General features: G+C 65.7%; 16 protein-coding genes. 5 read left to right on the plus strand and 11 right to left on the minus strand.

Annotated features, from left to right (window positions below):
- Positions 1 to 11 precede the first annotated feature (11 nt).
- The 3 genes from AC1ROX_RS24025 to AC1ROX_RS24035 are packed head-to-tail and all read left to right on the plus strand — an operon-like array spanning position 12 to position 1,488.
- Positions 12 to 548: a hypothetical protein gene (locus AC1ROX_RS24025; RefSeq protein ID WP_493129924.1), complete on the plus strand. Its 537-nt coding sequence runs from the start codon at positions 12 to 14 to the stop codon at positions 546 to 548.
- 48 nt (positions 549 to 596) lie between these two features.
- Positions 597 to 983, plus strand: coding sequence for a hypothetical protein (locus AC1ROX_RS24030; protein ID WP_493129926.1), 387 nt, complete (start codon positions 597 to 599; stop codon positions 981 to 983).
- Between the two features lie 58 nt (positions 984 to 1,041).
- Positions 1,042 to 1,488, plus strand: coding sequence for a DUF3617 domain-containing protein (locus AC1ROX_RS24035; protein ID WP_493129928.1), 447 nt, complete (start codon positions 1,042 to 1,044; stop codon positions 1,486 to 1,488).
- A gap of 25 nt (positions 1,489 to 1,513) precedes the next feature.
- Here AC1ROX_RS24035 and AC1ROX_RS24040 read toward each other — a convergent pair whose 3' ends face one another.
- The 7 genes from AC1ROX_RS24040 to AC1ROX_RS24070 all read right to left on the minus strand — a co-directional run bounded on the left by AC1ROX_RS24040 (position 1,514) and on the right by AC1ROX_RS24070 (position 9,117).
- Positions 1,514 to 3,493: a response regulator gene (locus AC1ROX_RS24040; protein ID WP_493129930.1), complete on the minus strand. Its 1,980-nt coding sequence runs from the start codon at positions 3,491 to 3,493 to the stop codon at positions 1,514 to 1,516.
- Positions 3,490 to 5,241: an ATP-binding protein gene (locus AC1ROX_RS24045; RefSeq protein WP_493129932.1), complete on the minus strand. Its 1,752-nt coding sequence runs from the start codon at positions 5,239 to 5,241 to the stop codon at positions 3,490 to 3,492. The genes AC1ROX_RS24040 and AC1ROX_RS24045 overlap by 4 nt, the downstream gene beginning before the upstream one ends.
- Entirely contained in the window at positions 5,238 to 6,248 is a 1,011-nt protein-coding gene (locus AC1ROX_RS24050; protein ID WP_493129934.1) for an anti-sigma regulatory factor, read from the minus strand. Before AC1ROX_RS24050 ends, AC1ROX_RS24045 begins: the two co-directional genes overlap by 4 nt.
- Positions 6,245 to 6,646, minus strand: a complete 402-nt coding sequence (locus AC1ROX_RS24055; RefSeq protein ID WP_493129936.1) for an ATP-binding protein — start codon at positions 6,644 to 6,646, stop codon at positions 6,245 to 6,247. The genes AC1ROX_RS24050 and AC1ROX_RS24055 overlap by 4 nt, the downstream gene beginning before the upstream one ends.
- A complete protein-coding gene (locus tag AC1ROX_RS24060) occupies positions 6,630 to 7,019 on the minus strand; it encodes an STAS domain-containing protein (protein ID WP_493129938.1) in 390 nt (129 codons plus the stop codon). Before AC1ROX_RS24060 ends, AC1ROX_RS24055 begins: the two co-directional genes overlap by 17 nt.
- 10 nt (positions 7,020 to 7,029) lie before the next feature.
- Positions 7,030 to 7,920 carry an STAS domain-containing protein gene (locus AC1ROX_RS24065; RefSeq protein ID WP_493129940.1) on the minus strand — a complete coding sequence of 297 codons (891 nt, stop codon included), beginning with the start codon at positions 7,918 to 7,920 and terminating at the stop codon, positions 7,030 to 7,032.
- A gap of 132 nt (positions 7,921 to 8,052) precedes the next feature.
- Positions 8,053 to 9,117 (minus strand): LLM class flavin-dependent oxidoreductase, encoded by a 1,065-nt coding sequence (locus AC1ROX_RS24070; protein WP_493129942.1) that lies wholly within the window; start codon positions 9,115 to 9,117, stop codon positions 8,053 to 8,055.
- 91 nt (positions 9,118 to 9,208) lie between these two features.
- Here AC1ROX_RS24070 and AC1ROX_RS24075 point away from each other — a divergent pair, with 91 nt between their 5' ends.
- Positions 9,209 to 10,756, plus strand: coding sequence for an SGNH/GDSL hydrolase family protein (locus AC1ROX_RS24075; RefSeq protein WP_493129944.1), 1,548 nt, complete (start codon positions 9,209 to 9,211; stop codon positions 10,754 to 10,756).
- A 16-nt stretch (positions 10,757 to 10,772) separates the two neighbouring features.
- Here AC1ROX_RS24075 and AC1ROX_RS24080 read toward each other — a convergent pair whose 3' ends face one another.
- On the minus strand, positions 10,773 to 11,420 hold the full coding sequence (locus AC1ROX_RS24080; RefSeq protein ID WP_493129946.1) for an HD domain-containing protein: 648 nt from the start codon (positions 11,418 to 11,420) through the stop codon (positions 10,773 to 10,775).
- A gap of 13 nt (positions 11,421 to 11,433) precedes the next feature.
- Complete coding sequence (locus tag AC1ROX_RS24085; RefSeq protein ID WP_493129948.1) at positions 11,434 to 11,886, minus strand: carboxymuconolactone decarboxylase family protein; 453 nt, start codon at positions 11,884 to 11,886, stop codon at positions 11,434 to 11,436.
- A 91-nt stretch (positions 11,887 to 11,977) separates the two neighbouring features.
- On the opposite strand from AC1ROX_RS24085, the gene pdxR reads away from it, so the two are divergent.
- On the plus strand, positions 11,978 to 13,381 hold the full coding sequence (pdxR, locus tag AC1ROX_RS24090; protein WP_493129950.1) for a MocR-like pyridoxine biosynthesis transcription factor PdxR: 1,404 nt from the start codon (positions 11,978 to 11,980) through the stop codon (positions 13,379 to 13,381).
- Here the strand turns inward: pdxR and AC1ROX_RS24095 are convergent.
- Positions 13,375 to 13,671: a hypothetical protein gene (locus AC1ROX_RS24095; RefSeq protein ID WP_493129952.1), complete on the minus strand. Its 297-nt coding sequence runs from the start codon at positions 13,669 to 13,671 to the stop codon at positions 13,375 to 13,377. The genes pdxR and AC1ROX_RS24095 overlap by 7 nt on opposite strands.
- An 84-nt stretch (positions 13,672 to 13,755) precedes the next feature.
- Complete coding sequence (locus AC1ROX_RS24100) at positions 13,756 to 14,196, minus strand: cupin domain-containing protein (protein ID WP_493129954.1); 441 nt, start codon at positions 14,194 to 14,196, stop codon at positions 13,756 to 13,758.
- Positions 14,197 to 14,307: the final 111 nt, after the last annotated feature.

Genomic DNA, 14,307 nt, shown 5'->3' on the forward strand with positions numbered 1-14,307 from the left:
GCCTGTGGCCGATGAACACTCCGCGCGGCGTCTGGCTCGACGAACTCACCCGGCAGGAAGCCGCTTCCCGTCTCGGCGGCAATGCCGTCGTCGTGATTCCGGTGGCGGGCGGCGGCGGCGGCCGTCTGCCGGTGCATCTGCCGCTCAAGTCGCCCGGCGTTATCGTGCGGGCGCTGGCGCAGAGGCTGGTCGAGCGGCTTGACCTCGTGGCAGCGCCGGTCGTGGAGGCGGAAGGCCGGACGCTGTCGGCGCAGTTGGAGAAATTGCAGCGGCTTGGCGCGACGCGGCTGGCGATCCTCAACCTTCGTCTATGGGCCGGTCCATCGCTCGACGTTTCAGTCGATGTGCTGATGTTGCCCGTCTGCGATCGGTCCGATGCCGATGAATTCGCGACCTCCTGCCTGATGGCGCTCGACCCGAGAAGTGTTCGCATGCCGCTTCTGCCGGCCGGCTCGCGCGCCGAGGCCTTCAAGGGTGAGCGCGGCCTTGCAGCGGAAGTCGATGCCGTCGTCGAGGCTCTTGTCGCGAAATGGCAAGACCTCGAATGACAAAAATCCGCAGCATCCGGTAGCGTTTTTGCCGAAGGGCTGGCAAGAATGCGCGCCATGCCTCTGCACTGGACCGTCGATTCCAAGGAGCGACTCGTGATCACGATCGCCGACGGCGATATCACGCGCGAGGAGGCCGAGAGCTACATAGCGGCGGTGAACGGTGCGGGTACCCACACCTATCGCAAGCTGTTCGACGGCAGTCGCGGCGAGACCAGGATGACATCGGAGGATATGCTGGCCCTCGGCGTGCAGATCCGCGCGTGGCAGGCTGCGGGGAATGGCAAGCCCGGGCCGATGGCCGTCGTTGTGCCGCCGGACAAGGCCGAGCTCGTGTCGCGCGTGCTGGGCATCCTCGCCGCCGCCGACCGCCCGATGCGGGTGTTCTCCGCGAGCGAGCCGGCGCGCCGCTGGATCGAGAGCCTGCCGAAGTAGGCGACGCCGCGCAGCGATTTCGGCTATGGTCCCGGCTCACGCGCAAGCAGGAGTTTCCATGAAGTTGTTCGGACTGTCGGCCTTCGTCGCCGCGTCGCTGATCGCCGCCACCGCCGGCGCGCAGACCGCCATCCAGGCCGGCGAATGGGAGACGACGGAAAAGGCCACGATGGAAGGGGTGCAGCCGATGGCGCCCACGTCGAAGAAGGTCTGTCTCAAGGCCGACGAGGCCAAGCTCGAAAACCTGTTGTTTCCGACGCCCGACGAGATGAAGCAACATGGCTGCAAGTACGAGCCCGGCGCCCAGAAAGCCGGCGTGTTCACCGCGACGCTGACCTGCCCGCCAAGCGACCAGATGCCGGGCGTCACCGCCAAGGCCGAGATCAGCTACACACAGACGAGCTACCAGGGTATGGGCCAGCTCGAGGCGGCGGACAAGTCGGGCACGACGGTCAAGGGCAAGAGCGAACTCAGCGGCAAGCGCCTGGGCGACTGCCCGAAGTAGCGCACCGAAGTAGTACGGGCGCGCTTCAGGCGCGTTCGCGGCCGAAGAGGCGCGTTAGCCGCAGCTCCAGGGTGCTGCGCACGAAGGGCTTCATGATGAGTTCGGTGTCGGGTCCCAACGGCGCGGTATTGGGCTGGGCATAGCCTGTCATCAACACGATGCGGATGCCCGGACGCGCCTTGCGCATGTAGTCGGCGACCTGCCAACCGTCGGTGCCGCCGGGCAGGCCGATGTCGGTCATGAGCAGGTCGACCGGATGGCCGGCATCGATATGGATACGCGCCGCCATGGCATCTGCGGCCGTCGCGACCTCGAAGCCGAGCTGACGCAGCGATTCGGCCACGTGCTCCCGCACGCCCTGCTGGTCCTCGACGACCAGCGCCTGGCGTCCCTTGCCATCGAACTGACCCGCGTCCGGCACCGTGTCGCGCGCGACGGCGGTACCCTCGGGCAGCCGCGGGAAGGACAGGCGCACGGTCGTGCCCTTGCCTTCGGTGGAGACCAGGTCGAGCGATCCCTCGGACTGCGCCATGAAGCCCGCCACCTGGGCGAGGCCGAGGCCCGTGCCTTCGCCATGCCGCTTGGTCGTGAAGAACGGCTCCATGGCGCGGCGCTGCGTTTCCTCCGACATGCCGATGCCGGTGTCCGATACGGTGAGCAGCACGCGGTCGCCGCGTGACAGTGTACGGATGATCAGCTTGCCGCCGCCCGGCATGGCGTCGCGCGCATTGACGGCCAGGTTCAGGAGCGCGTTCTCGAGCTGGTTGGAATCGATCGTCACCAGCGGCAGCTCATCCTCCAGTTCGATCTCGAGCTTTATGCTCTCGCCGATCGTGCGATGGAGCATGTCGATCAGGCCGCCGACGAGGACGTTCAGGCTGGCCGGCTTGGGATCGCTGGGCTGGCGGCGCGCGAACGCGAGCAGGCGATGGGTGAGCGCCGCAGCCTGCGTGGCGGCCTGCATGACGAGGTCCGCCCGCCGGTGTTGTGCAACCTCGGTGGCGGGTAGGGCCTTCTTCAACGACTCGGTCGAGCCCAGCACCACGGTCAGCATGTTGTTGAAGTCGTGCGCGATGCCGCCGGTGAGCTGTCCGATCGCTTCCATCTTCTGCACCTGCCGCAGGGCGGCCTCGGCCTGCTGGCGCTCCTCGATCTCGGCGCGCAGCCGGCGGTTGGCTTCGGTGAGGGCACCGGTGCGAACCGCGACCTCGCGTTCCAACCAGGCGTTGGTTCGCTCCATCGCGTCCTGCTGCGTCTTCTCCACGGTGAGGTCGCGCAGCACCAGAATGAAGCCCTGGCCCGATGTGCCGCGGGCTTGCAGTGGCGCCATCACGCAACTCGCCCAGATCGGCCGTCCATCCTTGCGAAGATGCCACCGATTGGATGTCACGGTGGCTTCCGTCGCGGCGCGTTGCCGCTCCGCATGGGGCACGTCGCCCACGGCATCCTCGGCGGTGTAGATGCAGTCTGCCGACTGGCCGATCATTTCCACTTCCGACCAGCCGAGCACCTGATGTGCACCTTCGCTCCAGCTCTGCACCACGCCGTTCTGGTCGACGGTGATGATGGCGTGATCGACCACGCTCTGCACGATTACGCGATAGAGTTCGTTGCTCTGCTCGACGGCCTGCTCGGCCCGCTTCAAGCGCAGCAGGGCCCGGATGGTGGCGAGCAGTTCGGCCGGCTCGACCGGCTGGCTGAGATAGGCGTCGGCGCCGGCATTCAGACCGACCGCGCGATCTTGAGGGGCGACGAAGGACGCCGAAATCTGCAAGACTAGGAGCTGGACGTCCTGTTTCTTAATGAGGCGACAGACTTCGAAGCCGTTGATGTCGGGCAGCTTGACGTCGAGCAGGACGAGATCAGGACGCTCGCGGCGAGAGACCTCCAGTGCCTCAATGCCGGTCCGCGCCTCGATGACCTCGTAGCCGCCCTGGCGCAGAACACGCGTCTTCACGTAGCGGCCGGATTCGTTGTCGTCGACGTTTAGAATCAGCGGCTTCATGATTCGCCGCCTTTCTTCATGGCCTGCACGACATGGCCGGCGAGGATGGCGCGCGACAGGTTCGACTTCGAAAGGATGCCCACGGCGCCGCGCAGCCGCTCGTGATGCTCAGGGCCAAGCAGCGACGAGGTCAGGATCAGGACCGGGATGTGCGCCGTGGCGGGATCGCCCTTCAGTGAGCGAAAGACCTCGAAACCCGTGAGACCTGGCAAATGCAGGTCGAGCAGGATGAAGTCCGGCATCTCGGCTTGGGCGAGGCGCAGCCCTTCGGTACCGTCCGGCGCCTCGATCAGGGCCCACGGCCCCTCGCTGCGCAGCATGTGAGTCAGAACGTAGCGCGTGCTCTCCTCATCCTCGACGATCAAGACCTTGCCTGCGCCTTCGGCGACCGTAGCAGCTTCGAGCGATGCACCGGGCAGCACGACGGGGATGTCGAGGGTGAAGGTCGAGCCTTGGCCGGCTTCGCTCTCGACGGTGATGATGCCGCCCATGGCGCCTGCGAGCTTGCGTGAGAGCGGCAGACCGAGGCCCGACCCCTTGGTGCGGGTCTGGAGGGGATTTCGTACCTGCACGAACTCGTCGAAGATACGCTCGCGCTCCTCGGGCGGTATGCCGATGCCGCTATCGCGTACCACGAATTCGACCCGGCCCGGTACCGGTGTCGAAGCGGTGACGCTGATCTCGCCGTGTTCGGTATATTTCAGCGCGTTCGAGACGAGATTGCGCAAGATCTGCTGCAGCTTACCCTCGTCGGTGTAGAGCACGAGACCGTTGGTGAGATCGCGGAACACGAGATCGACTTCCATGCCCGCCTGCAGCGGCTTCATGATGCCGCGCAGCGCCGACAGGAGCTCGCCGATCTCTATCTTCACCGGATGCAGGTCGATGCGACCGGCCTCGACCTTTGCAAGGTCGAGCAGGTCGTTGACGAGACGCGTCAGCGTTTCGGCGGACTGTCGCACATAAGATAGCTGGCGCTGCTGCTCCTCGTTCAGCGGCCCGTCAGTCTGGTCGGCCAGCATGCGCGTCAGCGCGGTGATGGAATTGAGCGGCGTGCGCAGTTCGTGGCTGACGGCCGAGAGGAACTGGCTCTTGACCTCGCTGGCCCGCTTCAGCTCGTCGGCACGCTGCTCCAGTTCGGCATAGAGTGCGAGGACGCCGCGATTGGTGTTCTCCAGCTCGGTGTTGAGCTCCGTGAGTTCGGCTCGCGCGGTCTCGAGGTCCGTCATGGTGGTGAGGAGGTCGCGGTTCTGGGCGAGCACTTCCTCGACCAGCACTTCAGGGTCGGAACGCGCAAGGTCGGCGGCAACCCGGCCGACCGACATGCCGTCGGCTCCTTCGCCGCGCGGCAGGTACTTGGCGAAGCGCACCATGGTGCCGGCGGAATTACTGTCGATTTCGAATTGGTCCATCAGCCGGCGCGTGCCGATCAAGCCGATACCCATGCCGGTCGGAGAGGCATAGGTGCCGCCCAGGATGCTCTCCAGTTCGGCAATACCCGGACCCTGGTCGCGGAACGTCATGGTGAGCGCCTGCGCAGGCGGTTCACCGATCAGGACGAAGGACAATCCGCCGCCGCCGCCATAGGTGACAGTGTTGCGCGCGACCTCGGAAACGGCGGTGGCGATCGATGTCTGGGTCTGGCGATCGAATCCGATCAGGCGCGCAATGTGGCGGGCGCGCTGGCGAGCCCGCACGATGTCCTGCTCCGTGTCGAGCCGCATGCTGAAGAGCACGGCCTCTTTCACGGCGCCCGCCCCAGCACCAGCACCGTGGCGTCGTCGCGCCCGCGGGTCCCGTCGCGGTAGAGGATCGCCGCTATCAGCGCCGGATGGCGGGCGACCAAGCCGGGATAGCGATCGAGCGACCAGTTGGTCCCGATGCCGTCCGAGTGCAAAACCACTACCAGTCCCGGACCGTCGCACGGATAGACGAACTCCCTGAGTTGCCTCGCGGTGTGCCCCGCGATGCCGTTCATGGAGACGAAACGCCGGACCTGTCCGCCCGCTGCGGCGAGACCTGCGATATTGCCGATGCCGCTGAAAATGACCGATGCGGCAGCGAGATCGACATTGGCGATGCCGACAGCGGCTCCCCGTGTCGCGCGGAGACCGGCATGGATTTTCTGCGCCGCTACGATCGGCGACGAGATGAAGCCCTTCAGAAACACATCGCACGCCGCGTTGGCGGCCTGCTGGGCTGCGACGCCGTGGCCGAGCCCGTCGACGACCAGCAGCGACACCACGGTTCCCGCGCAGACCACCGCCACCCCGTCGCCGCAGACCAGCTCCTCGGGTTTTGGCACAGAGACGGAGCCGATTTGCGCCAGTTTCTCGGCTGGAGGCCGGCGGCCCGGCCAGAGCCGCACGAAGATCGCGGTGCCGTGGCCCGGCGCCGGACCGACTTGGGAGTGGATGTCGAATTCGTCGGCCTGCCGGCGGATGGCGCCGAGGCCGACGCCGGCGGACCCGTAGGTCGAGACGCCGTCGCTGAGGCTGCGCGTCACATCTGTCATGCCGGGGCCGCAGTCGATTGAAATGATCTCCAGCCCTTTGCTCTGCGGCGCCTCGACCTCGCGCAGCAGGATCTGACCGCCGCCGCCATGCCGCGCAAGGTTGGTGGCCAGCTCGAGCCCGACCAGGGCGGCACGGCCGATATCCTCATCACTGAAGCCGCAGGTACGGGCCATGCTCTCCACCTCGCGGCGCGCCGAATTGGCATGGCTGGCGTCGGGCACTGGCACCAGATGGTTCACCGCTTCCACCGGGCGATGGTCACCGTCGTGCCGGTACCGACCGTGGTCTGGATGTCGAAATCGTCGACCAGCCGGCGGGCGCCGCCCAGCCCGTGGCCGAGCCCTTTGCCAGAGGTATAGCCGTCGGTCAGCGCCTGCTCGATGTCGGGGATGCCGGGGCCGCGATCACGAAAAACCACCTTTACGCCGCGTCGTTCATTGAGGAAGGTCTCGATGTCCGCATGGCCGCCCTTGCCGTAGTCGAGCGTGTTGCGCGCCAGTTCGCTGGCCGCGGTGATCAGCTTGGTCTGATCGACCAGGGACAGGCCCGCCTCGGTCGCACGAACGCGAACCTTCTGACGGACACGCACGACATCGTCGCCGGAGATGATGGGCAGGGTGTCAGTCGTCGTCGGCATGGTCTGCCGCTTCATCCTCGGCGGCAACGCCGCCGATCAGCGCAAGCCCTCGTTCGGCGTTGAGTGCGGTCTTGACCCCGGGTAGGCCGAGACCGAGCTCGACGAGCGTGATCGCCACCTCCGGACGCATGCCGACGACCACGGTGTCGGCGTCGAGCAGGCGAGAGACGTTGGCAATGTTGGCCAGCATGCGGCCGATGAAGCTGTCCACGATCTCGAGCGCGGAGATATCGATCAGCACGCCACGGGCGCGATGCTCAACGATCTTCTCGGTGAGATCCTCCTGGAGGCGTGTGGCCAGCTGATCGTGCATGTCGACCTGGATCGTGACCAGAAGTGCCGATCCGATCTTCAGAATTGGAATACTGTCCATGACTGCGCGCTCAGCCGCGCTTCTCGGCCGATGGATCCAGGAATGCCCCGGTCGATTGCGCCTTTACCTTGACCACGGTGCGCCCGGTGCGCTTCAGCGCCAGCGCCAGCGCGTCGGCGAGTGTCGCCTTGGAGACGACGTTCAATTCGAGTCCGAGCTGTACGATGGTCTGCGCGATCTGCGGGCGGATGCCGCTGATGATGCAGTCGGCGCCCATCAGCCGGGCCGCCGACACGGTCTTGAGCAGATGCTGGGCGGTCAGCGTGTCGACCATGGGCACGCCGGTGATGTCGAGGATGGCGATCTCGGCACCGGTTTGCACGATGGTTTCCAGCAGGTTCTGCATGACGACCTGGGTGCGGCCGCTGTCCAGCGTGCCGATCAGCGGCAGCGCGACGATGCCTTCCCACAGCTTGACCACCGGGGTCGACAGCTCGTCGATCTCCTTGCCCTGGCGGGCGATCAGTTCCTCGCGGGTCTTCTGATACATCTCGACCGTGAACAGGCCGAGCTGGTCGATCAGCTGGCTTATTCCCCAGAGCAGATCGGGCGTCTCTTCAGGCTTGGCGGTTTTGCGCAGCTCGGCGAACAGGGCTCGCTTCAGGGAAAAGATGAAGGTCGCCGTCTCGGTCGGTGAGAAACCCTGCAGGGCACGGCTCCGGGAAAAGCTCTGCAATACGTCGCGCACCTCGGCAAATTCCGAACTCCGAGCGTCGGTGAGGTTACCTTGCGCGACCGCCTTCGCCAGCGCATGCAACACAGCGCGGGCCTGGGCCTCCGCTTCCTGCGCCGTCATGCGGGTTTCGCCGAGATTCAGGGTCGAGACCCAATTGGCCAAGACTTCATTTTCGCCTTGGGCGATGACGCGCACCAGCGCTTGATCTTTTGCGGAAATGGCCATGCTCTCCCCCTGATACAGCCGTTCTACCCAACTGGCCGGGCTGAAGGCCAATAACTTAAACGCAGATGCCGGCTGATCGTTCCACGGCCCGCCATAAAGGAGGCCGTTCTGTTCGACACATGACCGGAGTTTTCAGACGAAGGCGGGCATGACCTCCTCGCCGAAGCGGCGCATCGAGGCGAGGTTCTGCGCATGGTTCATCGCGCCGAAGCCGGTCTGGCAAAGCAGGTGCTGCACCCCGACGTCGCGCAGTTCGGCGACCTGTTCGCGCACGCGCCTGGCCGAGCCGTAGAGGCAGCCGGTCCGCAGCAGGAAGGGTACGGCCTCGGAGTCCGGCACCTTGGGGTCCGTCCAGGCATTGAGCGTCGCGGGCTCGGGTTCGAAATCGGCAGGATTGTGCGCCTCGCGGACATGCATCATGTGCTCGCGCGTCTCGACCAACAGAGCGGCCAGTGCATCCTCCGCCTCGGCGTCGGATTCTCCGACATAGACGTTGCGCCACAGCGCGCTCTGGGTGAGCAGCCGTTCCTTGGTCGCCGCGTCATGGCCGCCCTCGTCGATGCCTGCGGCGTAGGTCGCCCAGCGTTCCTTGATGCGCTCGACCGGAAGGCGGGCCGTCAGGATCGGCATGCCGAGCTTGCCGCATTCCCTGAACGAGCCGGGCGAGATCACGCTGCGCCAGAGCGGCGGGCCAGGCTGCTGCACCGGCTTGGGCCGGATCGCCGGCACGTGCAGCTTGTGGAAACGGCCTTCGTAGTCGAGCGGCGATTCGGTCCAGGCGCGCTGCAGGATGTCGACGGTCTCTTCCATGCGCTCGCGGCTGTCGGTGCTGCGCAGCCCATGGCCGACGAATTCGTATTCGTTGTAGGCGGTGCCCTTGCCGATGCCGACGTCGATGCGGCCCTTGCTGAGATTGTCGAGCAGCGCCAGCTGGACGGCGAGGCGCACCGGATGGTGGAAGGGCGTCTGCACCACGGCGAAACCCAATCGCACCTTGCTGGTCTTCATCGCCAGCGCGGCTGCGAACATCAACGAGTCGCAGTAGACGCTTTCACCGGTGAAATAGTGCTCGGTCAGCCAGACGTCGGAAAATCCCAGCCGCTCCGCTTCGCAGGCCTGCGCCACGATCTGGTCGATGCGCTCTGCGTCCTCGTCGGGCGAGGGTGACATTGCAAGGGTAAGCCAGCCGAACTGCATCGAACTCTCCGCGTGGTGCATGCTTTCTATAGCACGCCCGGCTTACGCCGCTCGTCTGGCATCATGCGACAGGACGTATTAACTCTGGATCGTGCCGACCGTCCTGAAGAACGCCCTGCTGATCCTGGCTTCCATCGTGCTCTGCACGGCGGCGGCAGAAGGAATGGTGCGCTGGCTCGATGCCCAGACGCCGACCGATGCGCTGAAGCACCTTGGTGAAATCCCGCTTGCGGAAGGTGTGCAGAGCGCCTGGTTCGAGGAGAATCCGCCGCCTTTGCCGAACCGCCGCACGGTCTCGGCCGACGCCCTCGAACTGGTGCGTCGGGTCGAAGCCAGCGGCGTGACCGAGGGCACGCGCCGCGCCGACATGTTCAAGGCGTGGAACAGCGCCTTTGTCGGCCCCGACCCTTGCGCGCATCCCTATCTCAAGGACGCGCCGGGACAGATCTACGTCTACGATCCACCCGACGGCGCCCCGCGGCCGCGCTACCGCTTCCTGCCCGATACGACGACGCCGATCGGACTGGTGACGAACGCCTACGGGTTTCGCGGTGGCCCCGTGCCCGTCGCCCGTCAACCGAAGACGATCCGAATCGCCTTCATCGGTGCATCGACGACGGTGGCCTCGCATCATTTCCTTTATTCGTATCCCGAGCACGTCGGCTACTGGCTCAATCGCTGGGCGGCGGCCAAGAAGCTCGACCTCAAGTTCGAGGTGCTGAATGCCGGGCGCGAGAGCATCAGGTCGCCCGACATTGCCTCCATCATGAAGAATGAGGTGGCACCACTCGCGCCCGATCTGGTGGTTTATTACGAGGGTGCCAACCAGTTCGAGCTGAAGACGCTGGTGCCCGATCTGCCGCCCCGTCCGCCCGGGCTGCCGATCATGGCCCGGCCGGAGCCCGGCTTCTTCGGGCAATTGCTGGAGAACCTCAGCTACACGTTCGCCCTGGCCAAGCGCCTGAAGAACCTGATGGCTCAATACGAGCAGCCGCCTTCAACTCGGTCCGGTGCGAGCGGGACCCCTGGCGCCGGCATCGTCGCCACGCCTGGCGCGGACGGGCGCGAATGGCCCAAGCCCGACTACACGCTGGTCTGGCCGAAGGGGCTCGACGAGAACGATCCCGACATCGCGCGCACCGACCTGCCGGTGAACCTGCCGACCATCCTGGCCGACCTCGAACGCATCGAGGCGGCCACGGAGAAGGCGGGCGGCGAACTGGCGATCGCCTCGTTCAAGTGGCTGGTGGCGGACGGCATGGTGCTCGATCCGGTGCGGCACCGTCTCATCCTGGAGTATCTCAATTTCGGCTTCGCGCCCTTCCGCTACCGCGACCTCGAACGGTTGGCGTTGTTCCAGAACCGCGTGTTGGAGAAGTTCGCCAAGGCGCAGAGAATCGACTTCCTCGATGTCGCGCGATTGATGCCGTCCGAACCGGATCTGTTCATCGATGCGATCCACGGCGCGCCCGAGGGCGTGCGGCTGCAGGCCTGGATCATGCTGCAGCTGCTGGTGCCGGTGGTCGACCGGCATCTGGCCGACGGCACCTGGCCGAAGAAGAATTTCCCGCAAGTGCTGCCGCTCGCGCCCTACACGCCGCGCATCGTCACTTTCGATTGCCACAAGAAGCCGGGCTGACGCGCGTCAGCCAGCGCTATTCGGAGTCCGGAAAGGGAGAGGCTGCAATCAGGTCGCAGGCATTGGGAGCCTTGTAGCCGGGCAGGTGACGTTCGCAGACGCCGGCGTTCACCGTGCCGTAAGTGGTGTGGGGCTTGTGCGCGAAGCCTGCGAAGTAGGCCTCGATGAAGGCTTGCCTGAAATGCGTGCGGGGATACTTGGCAACGATCTGTTCCCGCAGCTCCGGCGGAAACTGATCGAAGCCTCGTCCGAGCACATCGAGGCCGACCCCCGAATAGAGAAGCGCGATCTCGGGCGGCATATGTTGTGGAATGCCGGGCGTCGTGTGCAGGGCGATCGCCTGCCAGACGGTCTGTATCTGCTCCTCGGGGACGTCGTGCACGCTCAGGAACTGACGGGCGGCGTTGGCGCCGTCGACCTCGAAGCGTTCGTTGTCGCTTGAGAACTTCTCGATCAGACCGAGATCGTGGAAGGCTGCCGCGATGTAGAGGAGTTCCGCATCGAACCGCAGCTTCTGACGACGACCCTGCTCCGCCGCGAACAAGTAGACGCGGACCGAGTGATTGAACAGCAGGTCGGTGGAATGCTCGCGCAGGATGCCCGTGGCCTCCCGCGCAAGAAGCGAATCGGGAATGATGAGGGAGGAGGGCGACAGGTTGGACATGATCCTGTCTCCCTCACGCCGCACGCGGATCCGGAAGCTTCCGGAAGCCGATGGCCATGCGGTTGTAGGTATTGATCAGGCCGATGGCGATGGTGAGGTCGGTGAGCTGCTTGTGGTCGAACACGGCGGAAGCCGCCTCGAACTCGGCGTTGGGGATATGCGTCTCGGCAACGCGGGTTACGGTCTCTGCCCAGGCGAGCGCTGCCCGTTCTGTGGCGTCGAACCGGTCGCCGAGCTCGCGCCACACAGGCAGCAGCAACAGCTTCTCGAGCTTCATGCCCTCCTTCAGCAGGTCATTCGAATGCATGTCGATGCAGTAGGCGCAGCCGTTGATCTGCGAGATCCGAAGGTAGACGAGATCGACGAGTGCTTTCGGCAGGCCGCATTGCAGGACATGGCCGTAGACACGTTCGAGGGCTTTCACGCCGGCCGGCGAGGCGATGTCATAATCCAGACGTTGGGTCATCGGGGTCTCCTGAAGATGTCGCCAAGAGATGCGCACCCGCGAGGTCATTAAAAAGCACCAAGAACGGCGAATCCTACTGTACCATCGACCGATGGCCAAACTGCTCATTGCGCTGGAGCCCGCAGGCAAGACGCCGCTCGCCGAACAGATCTACGGCGCGATCCGGGAGGCGGTCGAAGCCGGACAACTGGCCGCCGGCGCGCGCCTGCCGTCGTGGCGCGACCTGGCGGCCCAGCTCGGCGTCTCGCGCGGCACCGTGCGCGTGGCCTACGAGCGGCTGATCGCCGAGCAGTTCGCGATCGGCATGGGCGCGGCCGGCACCCGGGTCTCGGCGCGTCCGCCGCGACCTGCGATGCCCGACGAGTCGCCCGATCCGCCGCCGTTACCGGACCTGTATTATGGCTTCGGAACGGCGCCGCAGCCCTTCCAGATGGGGGTGCCGTCCCAGGATGCCTTCCCGCAGAAGGTCTGGTCGCGCATCCTCGTGCGCGAGGCGCGGCAGTCGGTGGCACGGGTCTCCTATCCGGACCCACGCGGTGAGCCGGAGCTGCGCAAGGAGATCGCGGCGTACCTCGCGGTGGCGCGCGGGATGCACTGCACGCCATCGCAGATCCTGGTGACATCGGGTTTGCCGGCCGCACTCGGCCTCGCGGTCCGCGGGCTGGCGCTCGAGGGCAAGCGGGCCTGGATGGAGGAGCCGGGCTTTCCGCTGACCCGCACGGCGTTGCGTTTGGCGGGCCTGACTGTCGCGGCGATCCCGGTTGACGAGAAAGGGATGGATGTCGCGTCCGGCCTGAAGCGTGTCGCCGACGCGGCAGTCGCCGTCGTGACACCCGGCCAGCAGGCGCCGCTCGGCATGACGATGTCGCTGCCGCGGCGGCTGGCGCTGATCGCCTGGGCTCGCGAAAACGACGGCTGGATCATCGAGGACGATTATCTGAGCGAGTTGCAGCTGCAGGGACGTGCAGCACCGGCGCTCGCCTCGCTCGATCATGGTGGGCGGGTGCTGCATATCGGCAGCTTCAGCAAGACCATCAGCCCGGCGCTGCGCCTCGGCTTCATGGTCGTGCCGCGGGAACTGTCACGACAGTTCGCCGACCTTCTGGCCTGTCTGGGACCAGCGCCGTCGATGGCGATGCAGCTTGCCGTGGCGCAGTTCATGCGGGACGGTCACTACATCCGCCATCTCCGCCGCATGAAGCGCCTCTACGCTTCGCAACGGCAGAAGCTGTTGCGCTGCTTGAGCGAAGTGAGTTCAAGAGCGATGCAGGTAAAAGCAACCGCTGGCCTCGCTGTCGTGCTTGCGCTGCCCGAGGCAGTATCCGACGTGGACATGGCAGCCCGTGCGTTGTCCTTCGGCCTGGCGCCGACGCCGCTATCGCCCTGGTATGCGCGGTCGCCACAACAGGGACTGCTGCTCGGCGTGACCAACATCAACGAGCGGCGGCTGCTGGCCGACTGCCGGATCTTGGCGCGCCTGGCTCTGTCTTACTGACAGCTCTGCCCTTTCACCGGCACGCGCAGTTTCCAGCACAAGGTCTCGCCGTCGGCGGCGCGGCCGGAATTGCAGAAATAGACCTCCTTGTCTTTCTGCAGCCACAGGCCGCCCGGGATGGCTGCCTGGATCTCATAACCCATGGAGATCAGCAGGCCCGCCGACATCGCCGCCGCCTCGGAATATTGCGACACGCAGGTAGGCGGCTTCTGCGGGGGCGGCTGCTGGGGTTGCGCCCACGCTGCGGCGCTCGCCAGGCACAGGATCGCGAGCGGCAAGAGCGACTTCATTGGACTCCCTACGCTAAAACACAGAGATTTTAGGTTGAAAAGAGAGCCCATGCAACGCGGGCGGGTGGAGTGCCGTGCCTTCGACTACTCCACGACCGTCGTTTCGAAATCGGCCGGCATGGTGATCTCGATCAGCTCGAGATCGTCGCTGTGGTCGATCTCCTTGTGCTTCACGCCGGGCGGTTGATAGACGGTCGAGCCGGCGACGAGCTTGTGCTGGCCGTAGCCTTCGTATTCGAAGATCGCCCAGCCCTTCAGCACGTAGACGAACTGGAATTCGAGCGCGTGACTGTGGCGCGGCGCATCGGGATGCTGGCCGGGCACGGCGCGGATCACGTGTGCGCCGACCTTGCCGCCGGTCAGCTCCTTCAGGCCGAGCGGCCGGTACTCGAAGAAGGGCCGCAGCCCGTCCTTCTGGAAGGAGGCGGGGCCGAGATGGTTCACGATGCCGGGGCCGCCGGTCGCCGTCGCTTCCTTGAGCTTTTCTTCCTCGGCCTCGCCGGTCGTCGGAAAGAGATCGGGCATGTCATCCTCCATCTTGTGTTGGAGGCGAGCATGCCCTGTTACGCAGGCCCGGTCAGCAGCGCGGCCGCCCCTGATCGGGGCGTCGCCGGCGACGGCCGCTGCAGGACCCCG

Source organism: Reyranella sp. GW821-FHT14A01, from assembly GCF_058803965.1.

Coding starts and splice junctions, on each gene's coding strand:
- AC1ROX_RS24025 (WP_493129924.1), top strand. CDS start 12: ATGAACACTCCGCGCGGCGTCTGGCTCGACGAACTCACCCGGCAGGAA.
- AC1ROX_RS24030 (WP_493129926.1), top strand. CDS start 597: ATGCGCGCCATGCCTCTGCACTGGACCGTCGATTCCAAGGAGCGACTC.
- AC1ROX_RS24035 (WP_493129928.1), top strand. CDS start 1,042: ATGAAGTTGTTCGGACTGTCGGCCTTCGTCGCCGCGTCGCTGATCGCC.
- AC1ROX_RS24040 (WP_493129930.1), bottom strand. CDS start 3,493: ATGAAGCCGCTGATTCTAAACGTCGACGACAACGAATCCGGCCGCTAC.
- AC1ROX_RS24055 (WP_493129936.1), bottom strand. CDS start 6,646: ATGCCGACGACGACTGACACCCTGCCCATCATCTCCGGCGACGATGTC.
- AC1ROX_RS24060 (WP_493129938.1), bottom strand. CDS start 7,019: ATGGACAGTATTCCAATTCTGAAGATCGGATCGGCACTTCTGGTCACG.
- AC1ROX_RS24065 (WP_493129940.1), bottom strand. CDS start 7,920: ATGGCCATTTCCGCAAAAGATCAAGCGCTGGTGCGCGTCATCGCCCAA.
- AC1ROX_RS24070 (WP_493129942.1), bottom strand. CDS start 9,117: ATGCAGTTCGGCTGGCTTACCCTTGCAATGTCACCCTCGCCCGACGAG.
- AC1ROX_RS24080 (WP_493129946.1), bottom strand. CDS start 11,420: ATGTCCAACCTGTCGCCCTCCTCCCTCATCATTCCCGATTCGCTTCTT.
- AC1ROX_RS24085 (WP_493129948.1), bottom strand. CDS start 11,886: ATGACCCAACGTCTGGATTATGACATCGCCTCGCCGGCCGGCGTGAAA.
- pdxR (WP_493129950.1), top strand. CDS start 11,978: ATGGCCAAACTGCTCATTGCGCTGGAGCCCGCAGGCAAGACGCCGCTC.
- AC1ROX_RS24095 (WP_493129952.1), bottom strand. CDS start 13,671: ATGAAGTCGCTCTTGCCGCTCGCGATCCTGTGCCTGGCGAGCGCCGCA.
- AC1ROX_RS24100 (WP_493129954.1), bottom strand. CDS start 14,196: ATGCCCGATCTCTTTCCGACGACCGGCGAGGCCGAGGAAGAAAAGCTC.